The organism is Lacisediminimonas sp., from assembly GCF_030645335.1.
Taxonomy (GTDB): domain Bacteria; phylum Pseudomonadota; class Gammaproteobacteria; order Burkholderiales; family Burkholderiaceae_D; genus Lacisediminimonas.
On sequence record NZ_JAUSNH010000129.1, the window covers coordinates 1 to 15,297 of the forward strand.

Sequence of the window (15,297 nt, forward strand, 5' to 3'; positions counted from 1 at the left end):
GGCGGTCCGCCCGAACCCGATGACGGGTACGACTGGTGGCATCGTCGACAAGCTGATGCCCATACATGTATCGAACGTAGCGCTGTTCAATGGCGCGACCGGCAAGGCAGATCGGGTTGGATTCAAGACCGTTGACGGCAAGAAAGTCCGCGTCTACAAATCCAACGGCGAAGCCGTGAAGGGGTAAGGAAAAATGACCCGTTTCCAGGATTTCTACGAAAAAGACGTCGTTGCCAATTTGACGACGAAGTTCGGCTACAAGTCGCGCATGCAAGTGCCGCGGCTTACCAAGATCACACTCAACATGGGTGTGGGCGAGGCGATTGCTGACAAGAAGGTCATCGAGCACGCTGTAGGCGACATGACGAAGATCGCAGGCCAGAAGCCTGTCGTGACCAAGGCTCGGAAGGCAATCGCGGGATTCAAGATTCGCGAAGGCTACCCGATCGGTTGCATGGTGACGTTGCGCGGCAAGGCGATGTACGAGTTTCTCGATCGCCTGGTTACCGTTGCGTTGCCCCGCGTTCGCGATTTCCGTGGCGTGTCCGGTCGTGCATTTGACGGTCGTGGCAACTACAACATCGGTGTGAAAGAGCAGATCATTTTCCCCGAGATCGAGTACGACAAGATTGATGCGCTGCGTGGGCTGAACATCAGCATCACGACTACCGCAAAAACTGACGAAGAGGCCAAGGCTCTCCTCGCCGAATTTAAATTCCCGTTCAGAAACTGAGGATGCCATGGCAAAACTGGCACTGATTAACCGTGAACAAAAGCGCGCCGACCTGGTAAAGAAGTATGCCGGCAAGCGCGCCGAGTTGAAGGCAATCATCGACGACCAATCGAAGTCCGAGGAAGAGCGTTACGAGGCGCGGCTGAAGTTGCAGGCGCTGCCCCGTAATTCGAGTCCGACGCGTCAGCGCAATCGTTGCGCCTTGACTGGTCGTCCCCGTGGCACTTTCCGCAAGTTCGGTCTGGCCCGTACCAAGATCCGTGAAATCGCCATGCGCGGCGAGATCCCGGGTATGACTAAAGCCAGCTGGTAATAGGAGAACAAGCATGAGTATGAGCGATCCTATCGCCGATATGCTGACCCGCATACGCAACGCCCAAGGCGTGGAGAAAGCATCGGTATCGATGCCCTCGTCCAAGGTAAAAGTTGCGATTGCCGCAGTGTTGAAGGATGAAGGTTATATCGACAGCTACGTCGTCACCGAAGAGGGTGGCAAGGCGCAGTTGGCGATCACGTTGAAGTATTACGCCGGTCGCCCGGTCATCGAGCATCTGAAGCGCATATCGCGTCCTGGCCTGCGGATCTACCGCGGCAAGGACCAGATCCCGACCGTCCTGAATGGATTGGGTGTTGCCATCATGTCGACGCCCAAGGGCGTGATGACCGACCGCAAAGCACGCGCAGCCGGTCTCGGCGGCGAGTTGATTTGCACCGTCGCTTAAGGAGTGCAAGATGTCTCGTGTAGGTAAAAGCCCCATTGCACTGCCGGCCGGCGTGGAAGTCACGCTAGCTGCAGAGCAGATCAAGGTCAAGGGCCCATTGGGCGCCCTGACTCTGCCTTTGACCGGTCAGGTCAAGGTAGTAAATGAGAACAACACGCTCACGTTCGAGCCAGTTGGCGACAGTCGTGAAGCGAATGCGATGTTTGGCACCGTTCGCGCACTCGTCAACAACATGGTGACTGGTGTCTCCAAGGGGTTCGAGAAGAAGCTGAACCTGGTTGGCGTTGGTTTTCGTGCGGCAGTACAGGGCGACAAGCTGAATCTGTCCCTCGGCTATTCGCATCCGGTGGTCTACCAGCTTCCGGCTGGTACGAAGGCCGTGACCCCGACGCCCACCGAAATCCTGATTTCGGGTGTTGATCGTCAGGTGGTCGGCCAGGTGGCGGCTGAAGTTCGTGCTTATCGTCCTCCCGAGCCTTACAAGGGCAAGGGTGTCCGGTACTCCGACGAAGTCGTCGTGATCAAAGAAACCAAGAAGAAGTAATAGGGGCTGCGCATGGACAAGAAACAATCACGCCTGCGTCGCGGACGGCAAACCCGCGCGAAGATTGCGGAGCTCAAGGTCAATCGACTTTCAGTTCACCGCACCAATTTGCATATCTACGCAACGATCTTCGGACCGGATGCGAAGGTTTTGGCCTCCGCGTCGACAGCAGAGGCTGAAGTGCGCCTGGAGCTGGCAGGCCAATCGGGCAAAGGCGGCAACGTTGCAGCTGCGACGCTTGTTGGCAAACGGGTCGCTGAGAAAGCGTTGAAAGCCGGGATATCTGAGGTGGCTTTTGACCGCTCCGGTTTCCGTTACCACGGACGTGTCAAGGCCGTCGCCGAGGCCGCTCGCGAAGCTGGTCTGAAAATCTAAGGAATAGTCATCATGGCAAAGATGCAGTCGAAGATGCAAAGCGAGAAGCCGGATGACGGCATGCGCGAGAAGATGATCGCCGTGAACCGCGTGACCAAAGTGGTCAAAGGCGGCCGGATCATGGGTTTCGCAGCGCTGGCAGTGGTTGGTGATGGCGATGGTCGTATCGGCATGGGCAAGGGCAAGTCGAAAGAAGTGCCGGTTGCTGTCCAGAAGGCAATGGAAGAAGCCCGCCGCAAGATGATCAAGGTGACGTTGAAGAATGGCACCCTGCAGCACACGGTGACGGGCAAGCATGGCGCCTCTTCTGTGTTGATGGCGCCGGCAAAAGACGGTACCGGTGTTATCGCTGGTGGTCCGATGCGCGCAATTTTCGAAGTGATGGGCGTGACCAATGTGGTTGCCAAGTCGCTCGGCTCGACCAATCCTTACAACATGGTTCGCGCCACGTTGAACGGCCTGGCGAAGATGAATACTCCTTCCGAAATCGCTGCCAAACGTGGCAAGTCGGTTGAAGAAATCCTCGGCTAAGGGTGGTGCAGATGGAAAAAATCAAAGTCAAGCTGGTTAAGGGACTGATCGGTACGCGCGAAGATCACCGCGCGACGGTCCGCGGACTCGGTCTGCGACGCATCAACTCAGTTTCCGAACTGGAAGATACCCCATCGGTACGCGGCATGATCAATAAGGTCGCTTACCTCGTGAAAGTGGTTTCGTAAGCCTCGGGCTTGCGAACGGAGCAAACATGGAATTGAATAACATACAGCCCGCCGATGGCGCCAAGCATGCAAAACGCCGAGTAGGGCGAGGCATCGGGTCAGGCCTTGGCAAGACCGCTGGTCGTGGTCACAAAGGTCAGAAATCGCGTTCCGGCGGCTTTCATAAAGTCGGCTTCGAGGGCGGTCAGATGCCTTTGCAGCGTCGCCTTCCGAAGCGCGGCTTCAAGTCGCTTGCGACGCCGTACAAGGCTGAAGTGCGTCTTTCCGACCTGGAGAAGTTGCCAGTCACGGAAGTCGACATCCTGGCGCTAAAACAAGCTGGCGTTGTATCTGAGCTGGCGCGCGTCATTCGCGTGATCGATTCGGGTACGCTGACCAAAAAGGTCACGCTCAAGGGCTTGATCGCAACTAAAGGCGCAAAAGCCGCAATCGAAGCCGCTGGCGGCTCGGTAGCGTAAGCCGCGACCGACTTGGAGTAATGTTTGGCGACTAGTCCGCAATTGGCGAAAAGTGCAGCAAGCGGTTTCCCATGGAACCGAGTGTGGTTCTTGTTGGGCGCGCTTGTCGTGTACCGGATCGGCGCACACATCCCGGTGCCGGGCATCGACCCGGCGCAACTGGCTCAGCTTTTCAAGCAGAACCAGGGCGGGATATTGGGCATGTTTAACATGTTCTCTGGTGGCGCGCTTTCACGGTTCACGATTTTTGCGCTCGGGATCATGCCGTATATTTCGGCGTCGATCATCATGCAGCTTCTGACGGTCGTGTCGCCGCAACTGGAAGCGATCAAGAAAGAGGGCGAGTCTGGCCGGCGCAAGATTACGCAGTACACCCGATATGGCACTTTGGTGCTGGCGACGTTTCAGGCGCTCGGGATTGCGGTTGCACTAGAGTCGCAAGCGGGATTGGTCATTGATCCAGGCATGGCATTCCGTTTTACCAGTGTCGTGACCTTGGTTACAGGCACGATGTTCCTGATGTGGCTTGGCGAGCAGATCACTGAACGCGGATTGGGTAACGGGATTTCGATCATTATTTTTGCCGGTATTGCAGCCGGTCTGCCGAGTGCAATTGGCGGGTTGTTTGAGTTGGTGCGAACGGGATCGATGAGTGCGCTTGCCGCGATCGTGATTTGCATCATCGTAGCGGTGGTGACTTTCCTGGTCGTGTTCATTGAGCGTGGGCAGCGGAAAATCCTGGTGAACTACGCCAAGCGACAGGTTGGAAACAAGATTTATGGTGGGCAAAGCAGTCATTTGCCGTTGAAGTTGAATATGGCAGGTGTGATCCCGCCGATCTTCGCGTCGTCGATCATCTTGTTCCCGGCGACGATTACGAGTTGGTTCACGACGGGTGATTCGACTAATGTCGTGACACGGTTCCTGAAGGATTTGGCAGCTTCGTTGGCGCCGGGAGAACCGATTCATGCATTGCTTTACGCTGCCGCGATTATATTTTTCTGCTTTTTCTATACCGCGTTGGTATTCAACAGCAGGGAGACGGCGGACAACCTGAAGAAGAGTGGCGCGTTCGTTCCTGGCATTCGTCCTGGTGATCAGACTGCCCGTTATATAGACAAGATATTGATGCGCCTGACCCTGGCCGGCGCACTCTATATAACGTTGGTCTGCTTGTTGCCCGAGTTTCTGATTGCCCGATGGAAGGTGCCGTTCTACTTCGGTGGAACATCATTGTTGATCATTGTGGTTGTCACGATGGACTTCATGTCGCAAGTGCAGAATTATGTAATGTCGCAGCAGTATGAGTCGTTGTTGCGCAAGGCGAACTTCAAGGGCGGCATGTCGCGATAGGCAGGCCCCCGGAACGAGCGTAGCGAATGGCAAAAGATGATGTCATCCAGATGCAGGGAGAGATTCTCGAAAATCTTCCAAACGCGACATTCAGGGTGAAGTTGGAAAATGGACACGTTGTCCTGGGCCATATCTCCGGCAAGATGCGTATGCATTACATTCGCATCCTTCCGGGAGACAAGGTGACAGTTGAGTTGACGCCGTATGACCTAAGTCGGGCGCGGATTGTTTTCCGTACCAAGTAAATCAGAGTAACTGAATAACCAGAACTGGAAGAAAGAGGGCCACCATGAAAGTGCTCGCATCAGTCAAGCGGATCTGCCGCAACTGCAAAATTATCAAGCGCAAAGGCGTTGTCCGTGTGATATGCACGGAGCCTCGTCACAAGCAGCGCCAAGGTTAACTTTAACGTTATTGATCAAGGAATAACGAATGGCACGTATTGCAGGGGTCAACATCCCCAACCACCAGCACGCCGTAATCGGCTTGACTGCCATCTTTGGTATTGGCCGCCCGCGCGCAGAAAAGATTTGCGAAGTCACCGGCGTTCCGACCACCAAAAAGGTCAAGGATCTCGATGATAACGAGCTCGAAAAACTGCGTGACGCCATCGCAAAATTCATCGTAGAAGGCGACTTGCGTCGCGAAGTCTCGATGAACATCAAGCGGCTCATGGATCTCGGTTCGTATCGTGGTTTGCGGCATCGCAAAGGGCTGCCTTGCCGCGGTCAGCGTACCCGCACCAACGCCCGTACCCGCAAGGGTCCTCGCAAGGCCGCGCAAGCGCTGAAGAAATAATTCCGAGCCTCGTCCGGATTCAAGGAAAAGATCATGGCAAAAGCACCAAATAACGCCGCAGCAGCACGCGTGCGCAAGAAAGTTAAAAAGAACGTTTCGGACGGGGTTGCTCATATACACGCCTCGTTCAACAACACCATCATTACGATCACCGATCGTCAGGGCAATGCGTTGTCCTGGGCAACGTCGGGTGGTGCTGGCTTCAAGGGTTCGCGCAAGTCGACTCCATTTGCTGCCCAAGTCGCTGCAGAAGCTGCAGGCCGGGTCGCAATCGAATACGGCCTCAAGAATCTGGAGGTTCGGATCAAGGGACCAGGTCCAGGACGCGAATCCGCAGTGCGGGCGCTCAATGGTTTGGGCTTGAAGATCACCCTGATCCAGGACGTGACGCCGGTTCCGCATAACGGCTGCCGCCCACCGAAGCGTCGTCGTATTTAAATTTTCGGCAGTACCTGCAAGCTGCCCGCCAATGTCCTTGGCGGGCTTTGTTCTTAAGACCACCGTCCACCCGAATCAAGGGAAGGACTAGCGCCTGATGGACTTTCCATCGGGGCGTCATCGTAAAAGGAAAAACCGTGGCTCGTTACATTGGACCCAAAGCAAAACTGTCGCGCCGTGAAGGCACCGACCTGTTCCTGAAAAGTGCACGCCGTTCGCTCGATTCGAAGTGCAAACTTGATTCGAAGCCTGGCCAGCATGGCCGCACATCCGGCCAGCGTACCTCCGACTATGGCAACCAACTGCGCGAAAAGCAGAAGGTCAAGCGCATGTACGGATTGCTGGAACGTCAGTTCCGTCGCTACTTTGCTGAAGCGGATCGTCGCAAGGGCAACACTGGCGAGACGCTGCTGAAGTTGCTGGAGTCACGTCTGGACAACGTCATTTATCGCATGGGCTTTGGTTCGACCCGTGCTGAAGCGCGGCAACTGGTGTCGCACAAGGCATTCACGGTCAACGGCAATGTGGTGAACATTGCGTCGTTCCAGGTCAAGCCGGGCGACGTCGTGACGGTCCGTGACAAGGCAAAGAAGCAAGTCCGCATCATGGAAGCGCTGTCGCTGGCAGAGCAGAGTGGCATGCCGTCCTGGGTTGCCGTTGATGCCAAGAAGATGGAAGGTACATTCAAGTCCGTACCGGACCGCAGCGAGATCGCTGCCGACGTCAACGAGTCGTTGATCGTCGAATTGTATTCGCGTTAATCGCCACGTATACCGCCGCCTCGTCAGAGGGGGTTTTTTTGTAATGCCATCAGCCTTATCGGTGTAACGAGCCGAGGGTATTGACGAGGACATTTCATGCAAAACAGTTTGTTGAAGCCGCGAATCATCGAAGTCGAGACACTTGGCGCCAGCCATGCGAAGGTCGTCATGGAGCCGTTCGAGCGTGGCTATGGCCATACGCTTGGCAACGCATTGCGTCGCGTCCTGCTGTCATCAATGGTCGGCTATGCGCCTACCGAAGTGACGATCGCCGGTGTTGTACACGAGTACTCTTCGCTGGATGGCGTTCAGGAAGACGTGGTCGACCTGCTACTGAACCTGAAGGGTGTCGTGTTCAAGCTGCACAATCGCGACGATGTCACGCTGACCCTGAAGAAGGAAGGCGAGGGCGCAGTACTTGCTTCCGATATCGACCTTCCTCATGACGTCGAGCTGATCAATCCGGAACACGTGATCGCCCACCTGACCGCGGGTGGCAAGCTGGACATGCAGATCAAGGTCGAAAAGGGCCGTGGTTATGTTCCAGGTAACGTGCGCCGCCTGTCTGAAGACACGAACAAGACGATCGGCCGGATCATCCTGGACGCCTCGTTTTCGCCGGTTCGCCGCGTTTCTTATTTCGTCGAGTCCGCTCGCGTGGAACAGCGCACCGATCTCGACAAGCTCGTCATCAATATCGAGACCAATGGTGTGATTTCGCCGGAAGAGGCGATTCGCCAGTCGGCACGGGTGTTGGTGGACCAGCTCAATGTGTTCGCTGCGCTTGAAGGTACTGAAGCGGCTGCCGAAGCGCCATCGCGCGCGCCGTCGGTCGATCCGATCCTGTTGCGTCCGGTCGACGACCTGGAATTGACGGTTCGTTCGGCAAACTGCCTGAAGGCGGAAAACATCTACTACATCGGCGACCTGATCCAGCGCAGCGAAAACGAGCTGCTGAAGACGCCGAACCTGGGCCGCAAATCGCTCAACGAGATCAAGGAAGTACTTGCATCCCGTGGTTTGACCCTGGGCATGAAGCTCGAGAATTGGCCACCTGCCGGTCTCGAGAAATAATTTGGTCGGGGCGGATAAAACCGTCCTGGCTGATTGCAACATTACATTACCGGCCCGCGCTTGCTTTGTCTTGCGATAGAAGAGCTGGATGCAAACTTACTATTAAGGAATCATCATGCGTCACCGTCACGGCCTTCGTAAGCTCAATCGCACATCGTCCCATCGTCTGGCGATGCTGCGCAACATGACAGTATCCCTGCTTCGTCACGAAGCAATCAAAACCACGCTGCCAAAGGCGAAAGAGTTGCGCCGCGTCATCGAGCCGATCATCACGATCGGCAAGACCAATTCGCTCGCGAACAAGCGCCTGGCTTTCAACCGCCTGCGTGACCGCGAAATGGTATTGAAGCTTTTCGCTGAAATCGGCCCGCGCTATGCAAGTCGCAACGGTGGCTACACCCGCATCCTGAAAATGGGTTTCCGTCAGGGCGACAACGCACCGATGGCCTTCGTCGAACTGGTTGACCGGCCAGAGACCACAGAGGCAGTCGAGGACACGAGCGGCGAATAAGCGCGCACGCTCCAGCAAAAAGCCAGGCTCGCCTGGCTTTTGTTTTTTGGGATAATGCTGCTGTTCACATCGGGCTGCACCCACGCCCGGCTTCCAATTGTCGTCCTACCGGTTAGCACGATGTCCGATCCGATCATCCTTTCTGCTTCTGATTTGCACAAGTCCTATGGCAAGGGCGCTGATCGTGTCGCTGTCATCAACGGGCTTTCCTTCTCGCTGCGCAAGGGCGAATGTTATGGGCTGCTGGGCCCTAACGGCGCAGGAAAGACCACGACACTGCGCCTATGCCTTGGCCTGACCATCGCTGACAAAGGCACGATTCGTCTGGCAGGCTACGACGTCCCTCAGCACGCCCGGGAGGCGCGCGTACGGATCGGCGTGGTTCCGCAGGGGGATAATCTTGACCCCGACTTTACCGTTTTCGAAAATTTGCTGGTGTTTGGTCGCTACTTCGGCCTGCCTGACGCCCTTATCCTGGAGCGGATTCCCCTACTGCTGGAATTCTCGAACCTCACTGCCAAGAAGCATGCGCGTATTGGCGAGCTGTCCGGCGGAATGAAGCGTCGTCTGACGCTGGCACGTTCACTGGTCAACGATCCCGACCTGATTTTCATGGATGAGCCGACTACGGGACTCGATCCCCAGGCGCGGCACATGATCTGGGAGCGGCTAAAGCGTCTCCTCGCCGACGGGAAAACGATCTTCCTCACGACGCACTTCATGGATGAGGCGGAACGCTTGTGCGATCGTCTGGCGGTAATCGATCACGGTAGCATGATTGCAGAGGGGGAGCCACGCGCCCTGATCGCAAGCCACATCGAGGCGGACGTGGTGGAGGTCTATGGCGAGAACGCCTTGCAATGGGGCGAGTCGACCGGGCGCCATATGTCCGGCCGGTTCGAGGTCAGTGGAGAAACCATTTTTTGCTATACCAACGATGCCAAGCCCTTGCTTGACAGCCTGGCTGGTGTCTCCGGCGTGCGTTACATCCATCGGCCGGCCAACCTTGAAGACCTGTTCCTGAAACTCACCGGTCGCGAAATGCGCGATTGAAAGCGGAAGACTGCATGCTATCGATTTATGCCCTCCCGTCATTTTCCCTGCGCTTTGTTCCGATCTGGCGGCGCAATTTCCTGGTATGGCGCAAGCTGGCCGGGTCGAGCATATTGGGCAACGTCGCAGAGCCCTTGATCACGCTGATTGCATTCGGCTATGGCCTGGGTAGCCTGCTCCAAAATATCGACGGTGTGCCCTACATCGCCTTCCTTGCGTCCGGTGCGATTTGCATGTCCATCATGATGGCCTCTTCATTCGAGGCTTTGTATTCGGCATTTTCGAGGATGCATGTACAGAAGACCTGGGATGCGCTGCTCAATGCACCGATCGACCTGGACGATGTGGTGCTGGCTGAAATGTTATGGGCCGCCACCAAGGCGATGATTTCCGGTTTGGCGATATTGCTGGTGATGTTCATGCTGGGCATCGGCCTCCATCCGCACACGCTGTTGGTATTGCCCCTGCTGTTCCTGACCGGCATGACCTTTGCGTCGCTTGGCCTGGTGGTGAACGCAGTCGCAAAAGGCTACGATTTTTTTACCTACTATTTCACCTTGTTCAACACGCCGATGATCTTCCTGTCCGGGATTTATTACCCGACTACCAAGATGCCGGAGTGGCTGCAAACATTCGCCAGTATCTTGCCGCTGAGCGCGGCTGTGAATTTAGTGCGACCATTACTGCTGGGGCGCTGGCCTGATTCGTGGATATTCAATCTGGCGGTATTGCTCGTCTACTGTGTCGCCGGTTTTTATGCTGCCACGGTGTTGACGCGTCGCCGGCTTCTTCGGTAGCGAGCCCAGGCATGGAGACGCAGCATGGAATCCGTCAGTGTGGTCTTATGTAACGTGCCCGACCAGGAGACTGGCCGGTCGCTGGCGCGCTTGCTGCTGGAAAAACGTCTCGCCGCCTGTGTCAACCTGCTACCCGGTGTGCGGTCGATGTACCGCTGGCAGGGGGCGATTGAAGAGGCGCAGGAAGTGACCATGCTGATAAAAACGGTGTCGTCCCGTTATCACGAGGTGGAGCAGGCGATCCGCTCAGTCCACCCTTACGACCTACCGGAAATCATTTGCCTGCCGATCCATGCAGGGCTGCCGGGATTCATCGATTGGATAAACGTGGAAACGAGGAAAGACCAGGATGTTTAGGGAAAGTCTGTTGGCGTTGATCAAGGCGCTTCTGCTGGCAGTATTACTGCCGCTGATGGCTGTTGCAGCGGAGGATTATCTCGATCCGGAAACGGCGTTCAAATTTTCTGCCCGCATGGTGGATGAGCGGACCATCGAAGTGCGCTACGTGATTGCCGACGGCTATTACATGTACCGTGAGCGCTTCGCTTTCAAAGCGGACGGCGCGCAGCTGGGTGCGCCCTCCATCCCACCTGGGAAAATCAAGTTTGACGAGACCTTCGGCAAGGATGTCGAAACGCACCGGAACTCGGTGACGATCCAGATACCGGTTACGGCCGATGGGCCATTCAATTTCACGGTATCCAGTCAAGGTTGTGCGGACAAGGGGCTTTGCTACACACCGATGGATTCAACAGCGCGTCTGTCACCCACAGCCGGCAGCGGCCTGTTGTCAGCGCTGCGCGGTGGCGCGCAGTCCAGCGCAAGCAGCCCGGCACAATCCGGACCGGTCTTGTCTCCGGTGCAGGGCGGTGCGGCCAGCGGTCGCGAGATGGGGCGGATAGAAGCATCCCTGCAAAGCGGCCAGTTGGCGTTGATCGTGCCGCTTTTCATCCTGCTCGGACTCGGATTGGCATTTACGCCTTGTGTGCTCCCAATGGTACCCATCCTGTCTTCTATCATTGTCGGCGAGGGAAAGCATGTGAAGCGCGCCCGCGGTTTTGCGCTTGCCCTGTCGTATTCGCTTGGCATGGCCGTGGTCTATACGGCATTAGGTGTGGCTGCAGGACTGATTGGCGAGGGCCTGTCGGCCAGCCTTCAGAATCCATGGGTGCTGGCGTCGTTTGCGCTGCTGATGGTGTTGCTGTCACTTTCCATGTTCGGCTTTTATCAGCTCCAGGTTCCCGCCGCGCTCCAGACCCGCCTGATGCAAGTATCCGGCAAGCAGGGCGGCGGCAAGCTGCTCGGTGTCGGGCTGATGGGAGGCATCTCAGCGCTGATCGTTGGCCCCTGTGTGGCGGCGCCCTTGGCCGGCGCGCTGGTGTACATCAGCCAGACCCGTGATGTGGTCACCGGTGGCAGCGCCTTGTTCGCCATGGCGATTGGCATGAGCATCCCCTTGTTGCTGGTTGGTCTTTCCGCTGGTGCCCTGCTGCCGCGCGCCGGACCCTGGATGGACGTCGTCAAGCGTTTCTTCGGTGTGCTGATGCTGGCTACTGCCGTCTGGATGGTTACCCCGGTCATCCCAGGCTGGGTGGCGATGCTGGCCTGGAGCGTCTTGGGCACTGTTGCCGGGGTCTGGTTCCTGCGCCGCAATGCCTGGGCATTCAAGATTGCTGGCTTGCTTGTTTTCATCGGCGGTCTCGTGCAATTCGTGGGGCTGGCCACTGGCGGGCGCGACCCGCTGGCGCCGGTTGCACATCTGACAGGACAGGCACACCATTTGAATTTCCAGACCGTGCGCAACAGCGCCGAACTGGACAAGGCCCTGAAGCAGGCCGGCGGCAAAATAACGATGCTCGATTTCTACGCCGACTGGTGCATCTCCTGCAAAGAAATGGAAAAGCTGACATTCACGGACGAGAGGGTGAGTGCCGAACTCGGCAAGATGCAATTGCTGCGCATCGATGTGACCGCCAATAACGCCGACGACAAGGCGATGTTGAAACGCTTTGGCCTGTTCGGGCCGCCCGGCATGCTGTTTTTCGATGCTCGCGGACAAGAGATGCGGCAGGCGCGCGTGGTCGGTTACGAGTCGCCCAAGGACTTCTTGCGGTCACTGTCCTTGACGGCAGGGCCGCCGCGCGGCGCCTTATAGCCACTGGTCAGTAACAAACTATTTTTCGGTCTTTTGCCGGGGTGGCCACGGCCGCTATATTCAAGGATTCTTCATTCTTGATTATCGATCGACAGGAGGACGCAATGACTTTGCAACTAGGTGATACGGCGCCGGACTTCGAGCAGGACTCTTCGACCGGGCGCCTTAAGTTTCATGAATGGGCGGGTGATTCGTGGGTTGTGCTATTTTCACACCCCGCTGATTTCACGCCGGTTTGCACGACAGAATTGGGCCTGACTGCCAAGCTCAAGGATGAATTTGAGAAGCGCAATGTGAAGGCGCTAGCACTCTCCGTCGATCCGGTCGACAAGCACAAATCATGGATCCGGGATATTGAGGAGACGCAGAATACGGTGGTCGGATTCCCGATCGTGGCCGATGCCGACAAAACAGTCGCCGGGCTGTACGACATGATCCATCCGAACCAGTCCGAAACTACCACCGTCAGGTCCCTGTTCGTCATCGACCCCAAGAAAAAGGTTCGGCTGATGATTACCTATCCAATGAGCACCGGCCGCAATTTTGATGAAGTCCTGCGGGTAATCGATGCATTGCAGCTGACTGACAAATACACTGTCGCAACGCCGGGCAACTGGCGCCGCGGCGACGATGTGATCATCCCTTTGAGCTTGCAGGACGAGGCGGTGATCAAGCAGAAATTCCCGAAGGGATACAAGGCGCCGAAGCCATATCTTCGGATCACGCCGCACCCCGGCAAATAGGATCGTTTCACCGGCCGAAAAAAAGCACTCCTTGAGAGTGCTTTTTTTGTTGCCGATTTGACGCGACGGCGAGCGATCAGGCCGTGTGCTTCAGCAATCGGGCAATGTCACGGGCGAAATAAGTCAGCACGCCATCAGCGCCGGCGCGCTTGAAAGCCAGCATGGCTTCCATCATGGTCTTGTCATGATCGAGCCAGCCATTTTCTGCGGCCGCCTTGATCATCGCGTATTCGCCACTGACTTGATAGGCGAAGGTCGGCATGCCGAATTCATCCTTCACGCGGCGCACGATATCGAGGTAGGGCAGGCCGGGCTTCACCATCACCATATCTGCGCCCTCGGCGATATCGAGCGCCACTTCGCGCAAGGCCTCATTGCTGTTGGCGGGATCCATCTGGTAGGTCGCCTTGCTGCCCTTGCCAAGATTGGCTGCGGAGCCGACCGCATCGCGGAACGGTCCGTAAAATGCGGATGCATATTTTGCCGAGTACGCCATGATCCGTGTGTGGATATGCCCATGCGCCTCCAATGCCGTGCGCACTGCGCCGATGCGGCCGTCCATCATGTCGGACGGGGCGACGATGTCAACGCCGGCCTGGGCCTGCACCAGCGCCTGCCGCACCAGAACTCGGGTGGTCTCATCGTTCAACACATATCCGGCGTCGTCCAGCAGGCCGTCCTGGCCGTGGCTCGTGTACGGATCCAGCGCAACGTCAGTCAGGATGCCAAGTTCGGGGAAGCGCTTTTTCAGCTCGCGTACCGCGCGGGGAACCAGGCCCTCCGGATTGACCGCCTCAATGCCATCCGGTGTTTTCAGCGCCGGATCGATGACGGGAAACAGGGCGATCACCGGGATGCCGAGCGCGACACATTCTTCTGCAATCGCAAGCAGCAAGTCTACCGATACCCGCTCCACGCCAGGCATCGAGGACACCTTTTCACTTTGATTGCTACCCTCAAGAATGAACACCGGGTAGATGAGATCGGCCGGACTGAGCGTGTTTTCGCGCATCATTGCGCGGGAGAATGCGTCGTGGCGCATGCGACGCATCCGGATTTGCGGAAAAGCTGGCTGTGGGTCGGTTCGCTTCATGGCAGTTTGGGTAAAGAGTTGGGGCAAATTGGAAATCGGCGAAACTTTTGCGCCGCCAGGGTCTCTATCTGGGCAGGTGAGCGATCACCTCCCGCTTCTCCTCCCTGAGCGGGGCCACGCCATTCTTACGGCGGGGCGTTACTGCCCTGGAGATACTCCCCTTTCTCCAGGGCTTTTTTCTGCATCTTGTTTCACATCTGCTTCGGCCTCGCTCTGTTCGCGAGGCTTTTCTTCATCCTCATCGTCATCGTGCAATCCAAGCCAATCCTCCAGCCGCTGCGTCGCCTCGTCAAGTCCAGTGCGTTTCAATGCAGAGAACAACTGCGCGGTGAACGGGAATGGCTGACCATTTTCGTCGACGTAGCTGGCAAGGATAGTCTGCGCTTGCCGCAGCGCGTTGACGCTGTCATTGCGGTTGAGTTTGTCGGCCTTGCTCAGCAGGCAGTGAACTGGTCGCCCGGTCGGCGCAAACCACTCAAGCATCTGGATGTCGAGGTCGGTAAACGGTCGCCGGCTGTCGATGATCAGCACCAGTCCCGCCAATTGAGGCCGGGTCTGCACATAGGCTCCCAGCAAATTTTGCCAGTGTTCCTTGGCCGACCCGGACACTTCGGCGTAGCCGTAACCGGGCAGGTCTACCAGGAAGCCCTTGATCTCGTCGACCCGGGTTACGTCCTTGCGGTGCTGGCCGACATGTGCGCCGCCGATCGAAAAATAATTGATGTGCTGGGTGCGGCCCGGGGTCTTGGAAGCAAACGCCAGTCGCTTCTGGTTGCACAACACGTTGATGGCGGTAGACTTACCAGCATTCGAGCGGCCGGCAAAGGCGATCTCGGGCACTTGCGTATTTGGCAATTCGCGCAGGTGGTTGGCAGTGGTGAAAAAGCGCGCTTGCCAGATTTGGGACATGGGGATGAGATAGAAATGAATGCAGGAGAATGCAGGACGGCGGAAAAAATGCCGGGAAGCT

The 15,297-nt window shown here is 56.9% G+C and carries 23 protein-coding genes and 1 pseudogene; 22 read left to right on the forward strand and 2 right to left on the reverse strand.

All coding sequences use genetic code 11. The annotated features are described in order from the left end of the window. The 22 genes and pseudogenes from rplX to Q7T64_RS09290 all read left to right on the forward strand — a co-directional run. Window positions 1-187 (forward strand): annotated as a pseudogene (gene rplX / locus Q7T64_RS09185) (50S ribosomal protein L24); the annotation flags it as partial. A gap of 6 nt (window positions 188-193) precedes the next feature. Beyond that, window positions 194-733 (forward strand): 50S ribosomal protein L5, encoded by a 540-nt coding sequence (rplE, locus tag Q7T64_RS09190; RefSeq protein WP_151449232.1) that lies wholly within the window; start codon window positions 194-196, stop codon window positions 731-733. 7 nt (window positions 734-740) lie between these two features. After that, a complete protein-coding gene (gene rpsN / locus Q7T64_RS09195; RefSeq protein WP_151449231.1) occupies window positions 741-1,046 on the forward strand; it encodes a 30S ribosomal protein S14 in 306 nt (101 codons plus the stop codon). Between the two features lie 13 nt (window positions 1,047-1,059). Next, on the forward strand, window positions 1,060-1,455 hold the full coding sequence (gene rpsH / locus Q7T64_RS09200) for a 30S ribosomal protein S8 (RefSeq protein WP_304794743.1): 396 nt from the start codon (window positions 1,060-1,062) through the stop codon (window positions 1,453-1,455). A gap of 10 nt (window positions 1,456-1,465) precedes the next feature. Then, on the forward strand, window positions 1,466-1,999 hold the full coding sequence (gene rplF, locus Q7T64_RS09205) for a 50S ribosomal protein L6 (RefSeq protein ID WP_304794746.1): 534 nt from the start codon (window positions 1,466-1,468) through the stop codon (window positions 1,997-1,999). Between the two features lie 12 nt (window positions 2,000-2,011). Further along, complete coding sequence (gene rplR, locus Q7T64_RS09210; RefSeq protein ID WP_304794749.1) at window positions 2,012-2,374, forward strand: 50S ribosomal protein L18; 363 nt, start codon at window positions 2,012-2,014, stop codon at window positions 2,372-2,374. 12 nt (window positions 2,375-2,386) lie between these two features. Beyond that, window positions 2,387-2,905: a 30S ribosomal protein S5 gene (gene rpsE / locus Q7T64_RS09215; protein ID WP_304794752.1), complete on the forward strand. Its 519-nt coding sequence runs from the start codon at window positions 2,387-2,389 to the stop codon at window positions 2,903-2,905. A gap of 11 nt (window positions 2,906-2,916) precedes the next feature. Further along, window positions 2,917-3,093, forward strand: a complete 177-nt coding sequence (rpmD, locus tag Q7T64_RS09220; protein ID WP_304794755.1) for a 50S ribosomal protein L30 — start codon at window positions 2,917-2,919, stop codon at window positions 3,091-3,093. Between the two features lie 26 nt (window positions 3,094-3,119). Then, complete coding sequence (gene rplO, locus Q7T64_RS09225) at window positions 3,120-3,551, forward strand: 50S ribosomal protein L15 (RefSeq protein WP_304794758.1); 432 nt, start codon at window positions 3,120-3,122, stop codon at window positions 3,549-3,551. Window positions 3,552-3,575: 24 nt separating this feature from the next. After that, entirely contained in the window at window positions 3,576-4,904 is a 1,329-nt protein-coding gene (secY, locus tag Q7T64_RS09230) for a preprotein translocase subunit SecY (protein WP_304794761.1), read from the forward strand. A gap of 26 nt (window positions 4,905-4,930) precedes the next feature. Beyond that, window positions 4,931-5,149, forward strand: coding sequence for a translation initiation factor IF-1 (gene infA, locus Q7T64_RS09235; RefSeq protein WP_304794765.1), 219 nt, complete (start codon window positions 4,931-4,933; stop codon window positions 5,147-5,149). A gap of 44 nt (window positions 5,150-5,193) precedes the next feature. Next, window positions 5,194-5,307 (forward strand): 50S ribosomal protein L36, encoded by a 114-nt coding sequence (gene rpmJ / locus Q7T64_RS09240; RefSeq protein WP_014004415.1) that lies wholly within the window; start codon window positions 5,194-5,196, stop codon window positions 5,305-5,307. 29 nt (window positions 5,308-5,336) lie between these two features. Next, a complete protein-coding gene (rpsM, locus tag Q7T64_RS09245) occupies window positions 5,337-5,702 on the forward strand; it encodes a 30S ribosomal protein S13 (RefSeq protein WP_304794769.1) in 366 nt (121 codons plus the stop codon). Window positions 5,703-5,735: 33 nt separating this feature from the next. Continuing rightward, window positions 5,736-6,140 carry a 30S ribosomal protein S11 gene (gene rpsK, locus Q7T64_RS09250; RefSeq protein ID WP_304794772.1) on the forward strand — a complete coding sequence of 135 codons (405 nt, stop codon included), beginning with the start codon at window positions 5,736-5,738 and terminating at the stop codon, window positions 6,138-6,140. A gap of 137 nt (window positions 6,141-6,277) precedes the next feature. Further along, complete coding sequence (gene rpsD / locus Q7T64_RS09255) at window positions 6,278-6,901, forward strand: 30S ribosomal protein S4 (protein ID WP_304794775.1); 624 nt, start codon at window positions 6,278-6,280, stop codon at window positions 6,899-6,901. A 96-nt stretch (window positions 6,902-6,997) separates the two neighbouring features. Continuing rightward, window positions 6,998-7,975, forward strand: a complete 978-nt coding sequence (rpoA, locus tag Q7T64_RS09260; RefSeq protein ID WP_304794778.1) for a DNA-directed RNA polymerase subunit alpha — start codon at window positions 6,998-7,000, stop codon at window positions 7,973-7,975. 115 nt (window positions 7,976-8,090) lie between these two features. Further along, window positions 8,091-8,486, forward strand: coding sequence for a 50S ribosomal protein L17 (rplQ, locus tag Q7T64_RS09265; RefSeq protein WP_304794782.1), 396 nt, complete (start codon window positions 8,091-8,093; stop codon window positions 8,484-8,486). Between the two features lie 120 nt (window positions 8,487-8,606). Then, on the forward strand, window positions 8,607-9,539 hold the full coding sequence (locus tag Q7T64_RS09270) for an ATP-binding cassette domain-containing protein (RefSeq protein WP_304794785.1): 933 nt from the start codon (window positions 8,607-8,609) through the stop codon (window positions 9,537-9,539). A 14-nt stretch (window positions 9,540-9,553) separates the two neighbouring features. Continuing rightward, window positions 9,554-10,336: an ABC transporter permease gene (locus tag Q7T64_RS09275; protein ID WP_304794789.1), complete on the forward strand. Its 783-nt coding sequence runs from the start codon at window positions 9,554-9,556 to the stop codon at window positions 10,334-10,336. A 24-nt stretch (window positions 10,337-10,360) separates the two neighbouring features. Continuing rightward, window positions 10,361-10,693, forward strand: a complete 333-nt coding sequence (cutA, locus tag Q7T64_RS09280) for a divalent-cation tolerance protein CutA (RefSeq protein ID WP_304794793.1) — start codon at window positions 10,361-10,363, stop codon at window positions 10,691-10,693. Continuing rightward, a complete protein-coding gene (gene dsbD, locus Q7T64_RS09285) occupies window positions 10,686-12,491 on the forward strand; it encodes a protein-disulfide reductase DsbD (RefSeq protein ID WP_304794796.1) in 1,806 nt (601 codons plus the stop codon). The genes cutA and dsbD overlap by 8 nt, the downstream gene beginning before the upstream one ends. A gap of 104 nt (window positions 12,492-12,595) precedes the next feature. Continuing rightward, window positions 12,596-13,234: a peroxiredoxin gene (locus tag Q7T64_RS09290; protein WP_304794845.1), complete on the forward strand. Its 639-nt coding sequence runs from the start codon at window positions 12,596-12,598 to the stop codon at window positions 13,232-13,234. A gap of 76 nt (window positions 13,235-13,310) precedes the next feature. On the opposite strand, the gene hemB is transcribed toward Q7T64_RS09290, so the two are convergent. Both hemB and yihA read right to left on the reverse strand, forming a co-directional pair. Beyond that, entirely contained in the window at window positions 13,311-14,327 is a 1,017-nt protein-coding gene (hemB, locus tag Q7T64_RS09295) for a porphobilinogen synthase (RefSeq protein ID WP_304794799.1), read from the reverse strand. A gap of 138 nt (window positions 14,328-14,465) precedes the next feature. Further along, entirely contained in the window at window positions 14,466-15,236 is a 771-nt protein-coding gene (gene yihA / locus Q7T64_RS09300) for a ribosome biogenesis GTP-binding protein YihA/YsxC (RefSeq protein ID WP_304794847.1), read from the reverse strand. Between the last annotated feature and the right edge of the window lie 61 nt (window positions 15,237-15,297).